This window comes from Thermodesulfobacteriota bacterium (genome assembly GCA_040756475.1).
Taxonomy (GTDB): Bacteria; Desulfobacterota; Deferrisomatia; order Deferrisomatales; family JACRMM01; genus JBFLZB01.
On sequence record JBFLZB010000155.1, the window covers coordinates 1 to 10,953 of the forward strand.

Annotated in this window: 9 protein-coding genes; 4 read left to right on the forward strand and 5 right to left on the reverse strand. The window is 72.6% G+C overall.

Features of this window, described 5'->3' with window-relative positions:
• Both AB1578_17885 and AB1578_17890 read right to left on the reverse strand, forming a co-directional pair.
• Positions 1–260 (reverse strand): SatD family protein (locus AB1578_17885; GenBank protein MEW6489764.1); only part of this gene is annotated, 260 nt, incomplete at its 3' end.
• A gap of 254 nt (positions 261–514) precedes the next feature.
• Positions 515–979 carry a CYTH domain-containing protein gene (locus tag AB1578_17890; GenBank protein ID MEW6489765.1) on the reverse strand — a complete coding sequence of 155 codons (465 nt, stop codon included), beginning with the start codon at positions 977–979 and terminating at the stop codon, positions 515–517.
• Between the two features lie 89 nt (positions 980–1,068).
• Here AB1578_17890 and AB1578_17895 point away from each other — a divergent pair, with 89 nt between their 5' ends.
• Positions 1,069–1,356, forward strand: coding sequence for a hypothetical protein (locus tag AB1578_17895; protein ID MEW6489766.1), 288 nt, complete (start codon positions 1,069–1,071; stop codon positions 1,354–1,356).
• A gap of 128 nt (positions 1,357–1,484) precedes the next feature.
• Here the strand turns inward: AB1578_17895 and AB1578_17900 are convergent, their stop codons facing one another.
• Positions 1,485–4,415, reverse strand: coding sequence for a hypothetical protein (locus tag AB1578_17900; protein MEW6489767.1), 2,931 nt, complete (start codon positions 4,413–4,415; stop codon positions 1,485–1,487).
• Between the two features lie 182 nt (positions 4,416–4,597).
• Here AB1578_17900 and AB1578_17905 point away from each other — a divergent pair, with 182 nt between their 5' ends.
• Positions 4,598–5,320, forward strand: coding sequence for a methyltransferase domain-containing protein (locus AB1578_17905; protein MEW6489768.1), 723 nt, complete (start codon positions 4,598–4,600; stop codon positions 5,318–5,320).
• Between the two features lie 31 nt (positions 5,321–5,351).
• On the opposite strand, the gene AB1578_17910 is transcribed toward AB1578_17905, so the two are convergent.
• Complete coding sequence (locus tag AB1578_17910) at positions 5,352–6,149, reverse strand: hypothetical protein (GenBank protein ID MEW6489769.1); 798 nt, start codon at positions 6,147–6,149, stop codon at positions 5,352–5,354.
• Here AB1578_17910 and AB1578_17915 point away from each other — a divergent pair.
• Positions 6,121–6,825 carry a hypothetical protein gene (locus AB1578_17915; protein ID MEW6489770.1) on the forward strand — a complete coding sequence of 235 codons (705 nt, stop codon included), beginning with the start codon at positions 6,121–6,123 and terminating at the stop codon, positions 6,823–6,825. The genes AB1578_17910 and AB1578_17915 overlap by 29 nt on opposite strands.
• A gap of 19 nt (positions 6,826–6,844) precedes the next feature.
• On the opposite strand, the gene AB1578_17920 is transcribed toward AB1578_17915, so the two are convergent.
• Positions 6,845–9,427, reverse strand: a complete 2,583-nt coding sequence (locus tag AB1578_17920; protein ID MEW6489771.1) for a malic enzyme-like NAD(P)-binding protein — start codon at positions 9,425–9,427, stop codon at positions 6,845–6,847.
• A 125-nt stretch (positions 9,428–9,552) separates the two neighbouring features.
• Here AB1578_17920 and AB1578_17925 point away from each other — a divergent pair, with 125 nt between their 5' ends.
• The gene (locus AB1578_17925; protein MEW6489772.1) at positions 9,553–10,899 is read left to right on the forward strand and encodes a M48 family metalloprotease; all 1,347 of its coding nucleotides are present in this window, start codon (positions 9,553–9,555) and stop codon (positions 10,897–10,899) included.
• The last annotated feature ends 54 nt before the right edge of the window (positions 10,900–10,953 follow it).

A 10,953-nucleotide genomic window follows, 5' to 3' on the forward strand; every position in this document is an offset into this window, starting at 1 on the left:
CCGCTCGCCACGGGGAGGGGGTGGAGGAGATGGCGAATGCGGAAGTCGGCCTCCAGGGCGGCCGCCGGCGTGAGGAGGAGCCCCTGCCACTCGTCCCCCAGGGTGACGGAAAAGGGCACGGCGATCGACCCGCCCAGAGACTCGTTGACCTGCCGGAGGGCGCATTCCAGGTGCACTTGGGTAGCGGCCCGGTCTCGGCTCCTGCGGGAGGCGACGAGGTCGGCGGTGAGGCAGGCGAAGTCCGAGTTCGGATCGACCATCCCGCGTCCTATAGGCGATAAAAGCAATCCAGGGGGAAGATAGGCGAATTAGACGATAGGACCAGGGGAGAGTCAAGGAAATAGTCGCTATGGTCTATTTTGCATCGATATTGTCTTTAGAGGCTATTCACGTCCGGCACCTCCGCGGGGCGAAGCTGCCGCCTCCCGGGCCTCGAAGAGCGCCCGGGGGACGACGTGGAGCGGCTGCGCACGGCGCTGGAGGCGGCCCTGCGCGAGGGATTCCGGGCCGGGGGTCACCAGCGCAGGAAGGGATTTCGGGCCAGGTTGGCGTTGGCGTAGCGGGGGTCGTGGGAGACCTCTTCCCCCGCCCACTCGGGTAGGTCCACGGCCTCCGCCGGGTCGGCCAGCTCGACCTCGGCCAGCACCAGGCCCCGGTTCTCGCCCCAGAACTCGTCCACCTCCCAGAGATGGTCGACGTGGGTCACCCGGTACCGGGTCTTCTCGATGAGGGGCCGCAGGCACAGGTGGTCCAGGAGGGCTTGGGCATCCGGCCCGGGAATCGGGTACTCGAACTCGGTTCGGACGAGACCCCGGGGGCGGCCCTTGACGGTGAGCAAGCCCTGGTGCCCGGAGAGGCGCACGCGCACGGTGCGGTCCGGGTCGCAGGAGAGGTAGCCCTGGCGGATCTCCTGCCCCGACGCTCCGGCGCGCCATCCGTCGCCCCGCACCAGGAACTTCCGCTCGATCTCGATGCCCACGGCACGCCTCCGTTTCGCTGGCCCCAAGCCCCCTTCTTGGGTATCATTCCCGCCGCTCGTCTGCCCCCGCTGCCTCCCAAAGGCGTCCCATGACCCACGATCCGTTCGACCCGGAGAACGTCCCCGTCAACTGCCCTTCCTGCCAGAAGGGCTCGTCTTCGCGCAAGCTCCTGCGCCCGGCCGGCGAGGGGCAGCGCCGTTGCGGGGGGTGCGGCCGGGTGGAGCGGTGGGAGGAGCCCAGCCGCCGGGCCCACGGGGAACGCCGGTTCAAGCGCCTGATGGCGCGCCAGCGGAGCAAGTTCGGGGATCTCGACCTCGTCCTGAAGCAGTGGATCGCCGAGCCCGAGGCGGGTTCGCCGCCGGAGGGCGAGGGGTAGCGAGGCCCCCTCCGCGGGTCCAGCGGCCCCCCAAGTCGAAATCGAAATCGAAATCGCGGTCGGTCCCGATCCCGATACCGATCCCGATCGCGTTTTGGATCCTGGCGGAGGATCGCCGGCCCAGGGGATCAGTACGCGCCCCCGAAGGTGATGTAGAGCTGGTCTTCCCCGTCGTCGTCGAAGCCGTGGGCGTAGCCCAGGACCAGGGTGGTGGGGAAGTAGTAGCCGAGCAGGGTGTCGGCCCGGAGCTCGGCGCCGGCGCCCTTCCTCCACTGGCCGTCTCCCCCCCGCCAGGTGCGGCCCCCGTCGAAGAAGGCCGCCGCGTGGAGCCGCCCCAGGAAAAGGGGCCAGTCGCGGATTCCCCGAAACACGGACCAGAGCGGCGCGCGCAGCTCCGCCGTCCCCACCGCCGCCCGCTCCCCCCGGTCCACCCGCAGGGGGTAGCCCCGCACCGGGAACTCCCCCCCGGTACCCCCCACCTGGAAGACCGACTGGAAGGGCACGTCGCCCCACCCGGTGCCTCCCTTGGCGCGCAGGGCCAGGGTGGTCCGCTGCGCAAGGGGCACGGGCAGGTACTCCCGCCACTCCCCCACGAGCTCCTGTCGGTCGAGCTCGGCGCCCAGGAGCTCGTGGCGCAGGCGGTACGTCCCCAGGAGGACCCGGCCCCCCTCGGGGCCCACCGTGAAGGGGGTGTGCCGGGGGAACGCGGCGTCGTAGAGCAGGGAGAGGGCCAGGGGGTTCGTCCGGCCCTGGAAGGGCAGGTCCGCCAGGTCTCGGCGGCCGTCCAGGTCCTCCTGCACCCGGGAGAGGCGCGACAGGTCCTCCCAGGCCCAGGAGACGGCAAAGCTCCAGGCCCGCAGGGCCCGGGGCAGGTCCAGGCGCGCCTCGGCGCCCGCGGTGCGCAGCTCCTCCCAGTAGGGGTAGTCCTTCCGCGGGGTCTCGAAGAGCTCGGAGTGGAGGACCGGGAGCTTGGCGGCGTGGAGGGTCACGGTGGGGTACCACGCGTCGTTGACGTAGAGCCCCTGCCCGTAGAACCGGCGGCTCGCGCCGGCCCAGTAGCCGGCCGCGTAGTACTTGTGGCGGAGCAGGGGGTCGTGGCCGGTGGTCCAGGCGCCGGCGCCGAGGCCCTGGTTGTCCGAGACGAGGTCGGGGAGCCAGAAGGTGGGCAGCACCCGGGGCCAGGGGGAGTAGGGGCTGCCCTCGGCGCCCGGCCTGGGGCGGGGTTCCTCTACGGGGGAGGCAGGTTTCTCGGGCGGGGGCAGCTCCACGGTTTCCCCGAGAGCGTCGGCGAGCTCGAGCACCGCCACGTCGAAGCCTCGGTGGGAGTACGCGGTGAAGGCCAGGCGCGCGCCGCCGGGGGACCAGTCGGGCTCGAAGGCGCCCCCCAGCACCCGGGTGAGCCGCCGGCACCGCCCGGTCTGGGGGTCGAGGGCGTAGAGGTCGAAGACCCCGGAACGGTCCCAGGCGAAGGCGAGCTCGCGCCCGTCGGGGCTCCAGGCGGGAAAGCCCGCCTGGGAGCCCTCGGGGGTGAGGAGGCGAAGCTCGCCGGTGGCCACGGTGAGCAGGGCGAGCCGCGCGTGCCCCTCTTCGGTCTTTCGGGAAAAGGCGATCCGGGTGCCGTCGGGGGACCAGCGGGGGGTGTCGTAGCGCACGCCGGGCTCGGACAGGAGGGGGCGCAGGGCTTCCCCACCGCCGCCGCCGGGCGGGCCGAACAGGACCAGGCGCTGGTCCGGCCCCTGGAGCTCCACGGCGGCAAAGGCCCCGGCAGCTTCGCTCCAGTCGGCCTCCCGCAGGCGCGCCCCCCGGGTCAGGCGCTCGAGCCCTCCTCCCCCGGGATCGCAGGCATAGAGATCGGTGTAGAGCAGGCCCCCTGCCGCGGGGCGGAAGACCTCCAGCCGGGTAAACGCGATGCGGCCCCCGGCGAGGAGAGTCGGGCGGGCCTGGGAGCCCGGCCGCTCGGCCAGGGCCTGCTCCCGGGGGGAAGCCCCGTCGCGCTGGGGCACCCGCAGGCGGCGGAGCGCCGGCGGGCCGTAGGTGTCGGCGCGGGTGTAGAGGAGGGCGTCGTCGGCCTCCCACAGGGGGCCGCCTGCCGTGTAGCCCGAGTCGGTGAGGACCCGGTAGGGGGTGAGGCCCCGGGACCGCAAGCCCTCGATCTCCGGCCGGAACTCGGCCTCCAGGTCGGCCGCCATCTGCCGGTGGAGCCCCTGATAGGTGAGGCCGGTGGCCCGGGCGGGGGGGGCGTCGATGGCGTAGGGGAAGCGCCCGGAGTGCCCCCGGAAGAGCGCCCCCAGTGCCTCGGGGCCCCCCCGCTCCTGGACGACCTGGAGGAGGCGGGCCCCGTAGATGTAGGGGGTGGCGTAGCTGGGCCACTCGGGGAAGTCGCCCCCCAGCCGGTCCAGGGGGGGCACGGTGCCGGCGGCCACGTCGGACCGGTAGATCATGCGGTACCACGTGGACCCCTTCCGGCCCCGCCCGGTGAGGTCGGTCTCCAGGTTGGTCGCCTGGCCCTCGTGGACCCACCGGGGCAGGAAGAGGTTGGGGGGGGCGGCGAAGAACCAGAAGAACGCCCCCAGGGGGGTCAGCGGCACGCCGACCCGGCCGAAGACCTTCCGGGTGAGCGCCGAGTAGCCCCTCACGGGGTCGAGCCCCAGCACGTGGGCGTACTCGTGCACGAACACGGTGCGCAGCCACCCGCGGTAATCTCCGATGCTCTGGAGCAGCGCCGGCCGCACGGGGAAGAGGACGACCTGGTTGTAGGGGAGCACCGTGGTGTAGCCGTTGGCCCGGTCGGTGCGGTCCACCAGGGTGACCTCCGTGGGCTGGCGGGGCGACCAGCCCAGCAGCTCCGTCATGGGCCCGTGGACTTCCTCGGCGATTTCGGCGAGCACGGCGGCTTCGGCCTCCAGGCCGTCGTGGTAGTGGATGCGGAAGTGGGGGGTCTCGAGGGTGCGCCAGGTGAGCGCCGGGTCGTACACCGCGGCGCCGGCCGGGCCGCTCACGAGGAGCAGGCCCAGCATCGCCAGGGCCCGGCGAACGAACGGCCATCGGGGCAGGATCATGGTGCTTCCTCCGCGCAGCACGTGGTGCGAGCCATCGTCGCGGGAAACGGGCGCCCGCGCAAGCCCCGGTTCCCGGCCGGAACCAGCTACCTGCTCCGCCGGGCTTGGCCCTGGCCTTCCTGGCGGCTAGACTTGGGGTTGGGGGTTGGCTGTTGGCACCCGTCACCCGACACGGAGCCCAGATGGACACAGCGCCCCAGCAGGAGCTCGTGGAGCGGTTCTTCTCGGGGACCGGGACGAGCTACCGCCTCACCGCGACCTTCGGGACCCTGGGCTTCGACCTCTGGTGGAAGCACCGGATCTTGTCGGCCGTCCCGCCGCACGCCGCTCGGGTCTTGGATCAGGCCTCGGGCACGGGCATCCTCACCTTCGGGCTCGCGCGCCGCCTGCCCGGGAGCCTGGTGGTGGGGGTGGAGCTGCGCCGGGAATACGCGGCCCTCGCCCAGGAGGAGAAGCGCCGGCGCGGGATCTCCAACGTGTGTTTCGTCCAGGGGCGTGCCGAGGAGGTGGCGGTGCGGCCGCCCGTGGACTGCATCGCGTCGTCGTACCTGGCCAAGTACGCCGACATGGAGGCCCTGGCGGCCAACGCGGCGGGGATGCTGCGCCCGGGGGGCGCGATCCTGCTCCACGACTTCACGTACCCGGCTTCGCGGGTTCTGGCGCGGATCTGGGAGGCCTACCTGCGCCTCCTGGGCGCCGCGTGGGGCCGGCTGTACCCCGCGTGGCGGGAAGCCCTGGACGGCCTGCCCGGCCTCCTGCGGCACACCACCTGGGTCGCCGACGCCGTGGGTGCCCTGGAGCGCCACGGGTTCGAAGATGTGCGCGTGCGGCGCCTCACGTGGGGGGCGGCCGCCCTGGTCACGGGCCTCCGGAGGCCCCCCTGCCCTGCGGGAAGGGGCCGATGAGGGACCATCGCGCCCCGTGGGGAGTGGGCGGTCACCCGGCCCAGAGGCGGCCCAGGAGGAGCCCCAGGGCGAGGAGGAGGACTCCCAGGCTCACGCTGCGCAACACCGTCTCGTAGCGGACCAGCACGTCGCGCTCCTCCGGGGCGAGGGGGTCCGGGCGGCGTTTGAGGGCCTTGTAGGGGCGGGAGGCGGTAATCTCGACCCGGCTCAGCAGGGCCGCGCCGGCCCCCAGGAGGAGCCCGGCGGCCGACACCTGGTTGGTCTGCATGAGCTCGCCGGCCAGCACCGGGAGCAAGCCCCAGGAGAAGGCGAACCACCCGTCGGTGTGGAAGCGGCCGCCGAACCACTCCAGGTTGTAGGCGAAGACGAAGAACCCCTCCAGCACGGCCACGGGCGCGAGCCACGGCACGTGGCGCACGATGTAGTAGAGGCCGATGGCGTAGGCCAGCGTCAGGGAACCCGCCGCCAGGGCCCGCAGCCGCGCACGGGAGAAGGCACGCCCCCAGGGCTTCACCCCCTTGCTCCCCAGGGCGTCGAGCGCGTGGGCGCCGATTCCCAGGCCGAGGAAGTAGACGAGGGCCAGGGCCGCCACCCGGTCCCAGGCGACCCGGGGCGCCAGGAGAGCCCCGAGCACCGTGTAGGCGATCACCATCCCCGTGTAGGGGAGGAAGAGCAGGCCCACCATGAGGCGAAAGCGCGCGGGCCCGAAGCGGGGCACGAACCACTCGGCGCTGCGGTCGCCGGGAGGTGCTCGTGCCGGTGCGGGCGCCGGGGCCGGCGCAGTCTCGCGGGAGCGGGGGGTGGCCTCCTGGGGCGTGGGCGCGCTCATGGCCCTTCTCCTCTGGGCGGGGATCGGGGAGGCCGGCCCCGGAGGCGGCGCGGGAGACCCGACCCCGCAGCTCGTCGTGGCGCGGCTCGAGGCGGCCTGGGAGGCGGTGCGCGACTACCGGGCGCTTCTCGTCTCCACCGCGTGGGTGGGGGTCGCGCCGCCGGAGCGTACCACCCTCCGGTACTGGTTCCAGAAGCCCGACCGCCTGCGCCTGGAGTTCATCTCCCCCCGCGCCGGCCTCGTCCTCGTCTATCCGTATCGGCCCGACGGGCCCCAAGGGGAGCCAAGGGCCCGGGTGCAGCCCGGGGGCTTCCTGCGGTTCCTCCGGTTGACGCTGGACCCGGGGAGCCCCAGGCTCGCCGTCGCCCCCGGCCAGGGGGTGGACCAGACCGACCTGGGCCTCCTGGTCCGCAACATCGCCCGGAGCCTGACGGCAGAGGCCCGCTCGCCCCCCGTGCTCCGGGAATACCGGGACCACCTGGTGGCCGCCGTGGAGGCCGAGGCCCACTTCCTCCGCGGGGTGCCGGCCCGCTACGAGTTTCGCATCGACCGCGCCCTGTGGCTCCCGGTGGGGGTGCGGGAAGAGCTCCCCGAGCGGGGCTGGGTACGGGAGGTGGTCTTTCAGGACCTGGACGTGAACCCCGGCTTTCCGGAGGACCTCTTCCGGCTGGAGTGATGCCCCCGTCCGCGTCCGGTCACCCCTTCGAGGGCAGGGTGCCCGGGGCCTCTTCGTCTCCCGTCCACTCCCCCACCAGGCGCTCCTCGTAGATGTACTCGGTGAGGCGCCGTCCCACCTCCTCGGGCTTGACCTTCAGGCGGGCCACCCCCGACTCCTGGGCGGCCCGGGCCACGGCTTCCGCCACCTTGGGGGGAACGGAAAAGTCCATGGCGTCGGGGATGATCCGCTCGGGCCCGAGCCGGTCCGGCGCCACGGCCTCGGCGATGGCCCGGGCGGCGGCGATCTTCATCCCCTCGTCGATGCGGCGGGCCCGCACGTCGAGCGCCCCCCGGAAGATGCCCGGAAAGGCGAGGCAGTTGTTCACCTGGTTGGGAAAGTCGCTGCGCCCCGTGGCCACGAGCCACGCGCCCGCCTCGCGGGCCTCGGCGGGGAGGATCTCGGGCACCGGGTTGGCCAGGGCGAAGACCAGGGGGTCCTGGGCCATGGTTCGGATCATGCCCGGGGTGAGCGCCCCCGCCACCGAGAGCCCCACGAAGACGTCGGCACCCTGGAGCACCGAGGCCAGGTCACCCTTGCGGCGGTCCGGGTTGGAGCGGGCGGCGATCTCGTCCTTGTAGGGGTTCATCCCTGACCTGCGGCCCTGGTACAGGGCCCCGGAGCGGTCGCACACCACCGCGTCCCGCGCCCCGGCATCCAGGAGGAGCCGGGTCACCGCCAGCGCCGCCGCCCCGGCGCCGTTGACCACGATGCGCACGTCCCCCAGGGCGGTTCCCCGCAGCTTGAGGGCGTTGAGGAGCCCCGCGAGCACCACGACCGCGGTCCCGTGCTGGTCGTCGTGGAAGACGGGGATGTCGAGGGCCTCCTGGAGGCGGCTCTCCACCTCGAAGCACCGGGGGGCGGAGATGTCCTCCAGGTTGATCCCGCCGAAGGCGGGGGAGAGCTGTGCGACCGCCCGCACCAGCTCGTCCACCTCCTGGGTGGCGAGGCACAGGGGATAGGCCTCGACTCCCCCGAAGGTCTTGAAGAGGATGGCCTTGCCCTCCATTACGGGAAGCGCCCCCCAGGGCCCGATGTTTCCGAAGCCCAGCACCGCCGAGCCGTCGGAGACCACGGCCACCAGGTTTCGCTTGGCCGTGTACTCGTAGGCCGCGCAGGGGTCGCGCATGATCTCCTGGGCGGGCTCCACGGCGGCCTTGGGCGAGTAGAGGTCCACGAAGATGTGCTCGTCGCGCATGGGGATCTTCACCCCCACCTCGACGCAGCCGTGGTACTTGCGGTGCAGGTCCAGGGACTCGGCGTCCACGTCGGAGCCGCGGGGAACCCGCTCCCGGGCCGAGGCCTCGTACCAGGCACCTTCCCCTTCATAGAGGTAGCGGCGCAGGCGCTCGGCAATCTCCCCCGGGGCCGGGGCGCGGCCCGCCAGGCCGGTCTCCACGGCGGCGCGGGCCACGGCCTCCGCCACCGCCGGACCGACGGAGAGGTCCAGGGGGTCCGGGAGGATGCGGTGGGCCGAGAGCTTCTTCTCGGGCACGAGGCCGGCAATGGCGCGCACCGCGGCGTTGAACATGGCGTTGTTGATGTCGCGCGCCCGGGCGTCGAGGCACCCTCGCATGAACCCGGGGCTCACGGTGGAGGACCGGATCTGGACCGGGAACACGCTGGTGCCCGAGGCGTACACCGCCGCGCCCCCCGCCAGGGCCTCCTCGGGTCCGATCTCGGGCTCGGGGAGCGCCAGGGCGAACACCACCGGGGCCGGGGCCATGGAGCGCACCATGTCGGCGGTGATGAGGCCCGGGGCCGCCAGGCCGATCACCACGTCGGCGCCCTGGATGACCTCCTCCAGCGGGCCGCGCAGGCGCGCCGGGTTGGTGCGGCGTGCGAGCAGGGTCTTGGCCCAGTTCATGTTCTCCATGCGCTGGGGGTGGATGGCCCCCTTGGTGTCGGTGAGGACGACGTTGCGCGCCCCCAGGCGCAGGAGCCGCCGGGCCGTGCCCGTCCCCGAGGCGGCCGCCCCCACGATGACGATCTTCACCTCTTCCAGGGTCTTGCTCACGACCTGGAGGGCGTTGAGAAGCGCCGCGGCCACCACGATGCCCGTGGCATGCTGGTCGGCGTCGAGCACCGGCACCGGCAGGGCCCGGCGCAGGCGGTATTCCACCGAAAAGCACTTGGGCGCCCCGATGTCGTCGAGCACCACGCCCCCAAACGTGGGAGTGAGCAGGCGCACGAGCTCGGTGATTTCGTCGGCATCCTTGGTGGTGAGGGCCAGGGGAAAGGCGTCGATGTTGGCGAACGTCTTGAAGAGGACCGCCCGCGCTTCCAGCATGGGCAGCGCCGCCAGGGCGGGCACCTCCCCCAGGCCGTAGAGGGCCGAGCCGTCGGTTACCAGGGCCACGTTGTCTCCCCGGCAGGTGAGCTCCAGGGAGGCGTCCTCGTCGTCGGCGATGGCCAGGCAACAAGCGCCCACCCCCGGCGTGTAGAGGCGCGAGAGCACCGAGGTGTCCCGAATGGGCATCTTGGAGCGGACGCCGATGAGGCCTTGGTATTTCTTGCGGAAGTAGAGGCTCGGGGGAAGGGGGTGCGCGGACGGCTTCGTCATGAGTGTTCCTCTTGGTGCGGCTTGTCGGGTCTCGTGGGCGGGGGTAGGATCGGGGGGGCCCGGCCGGGCTGCCGGCGCCCCACGGCGACCCGGCGTCCCCTCGCGTCTTGGGAGGAGGCAACGAGATGGTGTATCCGACGTGTCGCTGGAAGGTGCCTCGGTGGACGTTGCAGTTTCTGGGGGCGGCGATGATCCTCCTCTCGGCCTGTGCCGTCAACCCGGTCACCGGCCGCCAGCAGTTCTCGCTCCTGAGCGAGTCCCAGGAGCTGCGCATGGGGGAAGAGGCCTACCCCCTCTACACCCAGATGTCGGAAGGCCTCTTCCAGGAGCCGGCGCTCCAGGCCTACGTCCAGGCGGTGGGTGAAGAGCTCGGGCGCCTCAGCCACCGGCCCAATCTGGAGTACGAGTTCAACGTGGTCAACGGCTCGGAGGTCAACGCCTATGCCCTGCCCGGCGGAAAGATCTCCATCACCCGGGGCCTGCTCACCAAGATGACCAACGAGGCCCAGCTCGCCGCGGTGCTGGGCCACGAGGTGGGGCACGTGACCGCACGCCACGCGGCTGCGGGCTACACGCGGCAGGTCCTCGCGGGGCTCGTCACCACGGCGGGGGTGGCGGTGCTCCAGACCGCCAACGTGCAGGGGGGCGAGCTGCTTGCCCAGGGGGGGCTCCTGGCCACGAACCTGGTGCTGAGCAAGTACAGCCGCGACCAGGAGCGCGAATCCGACAACCTGGGCTTCGACTACATGACCCGAGCGGGGTACAACCCCGAGGGGATGGCCCAGACCATGGAGATCCTGCTTGCGGCCCACGATCGGGAGCCCTCTGCGGTGGAAACGCTCTTCCTGAGCCATCCCCTCTCCTCCGAGCGCCTGGAGAGCGCCCGGCGGATGGCGGACGGGGCGCCTGCCAACCTGCGCACCCGCGAGGCCCTGCGGGAGGAGCCCTTCCGCCGGGCCACGGCGAAGCTGCGGGCCACGGCGCCGGCCTACGCCAAGATGGACGAGGGCCGGAAGGCCCTGGCGGCCCAGAAGAACGACGAGGCGGTGCGCCTGTTGGGCGAGGCCTCCCAGATGGCTCCGGACCAGGCCCTCGTCTGGGTGCACAAGGCCATTGCGGAGGCCGTTGCGAAGAAGACCCCCGAAGCCTACGCCTCGGCGGAGCGGGCCGTGGCCCTCTACCCCGGCCTCTACCAGGCCCGGTACGCGGCCGGGGCGCTCGCCTTCGAGCTCCAGAAGCACCCCGAGAGCCTGGGGCACCTGGAAGCGGCCGAGCAAATCGTCCCCGGCCAGCCCCAGATCACCTTCTACCGCGGCCGGAACTTCGAAGCCCAGAACCGCCGCGACGAAGCCGCCCGGGCCTACGCGGCGGTGCTCGAGCAGGTGCAGAAGGGCCCCATGGCCGAGTACTGTTACAAGCGGCTCGTGGAGTGGGGCTACGTGCGGCCCGCCCAGCCCGCTCCACGGGGGTGAGGGCAGGGAAGAGGGAGTACGGCGGGGGCGCGCCCCGCCGGGGGGGGGCGCGGG

Coding starts and splice junctions, on each gene's coding strand:
- AB1578_17895 (MEW6489766.1), top strand. CDS start 1,069: ATGACCCACGATCCGTTCGACCCGGAGAACGTCCCCGTCAACTGCCCT.
- AB1578_17900 (MEW6489767.1), bottom strand. CDS start 4,415: ATGATCCTGCCCCGATGGCCGTTCGTTCGCCGGGCCCTGGCGATGCTG.
- AB1578_17905 (MEW6489768.1), top strand. CDS start 4,598: ATGGACACAGCGCCCCAGCAGGAGCTCGTGGAGCGGTTCTTCTCGGGG.
- AB1578_17910 (MEW6489769.1), bottom strand. CDS start 6,149: ATGAGCGCGCCCACGCCCCAGGAGGCCACCCCCCGCTCCCGCGAGACT.
- AB1578_17920 (MEW6489771.1), bottom strand. CDS start 9,427: ATGACGAAGCCGTCCGCGCACCCCCTTCCCCCGAGCCTCTACTTCCGC.
- AB1578_17925 (MEW6489772.1), top strand. CDS start 9,553: ATGGTGTATCCGACGTGTCGCTGGAAGGTGCCTCGGTGGACGTTGCAG.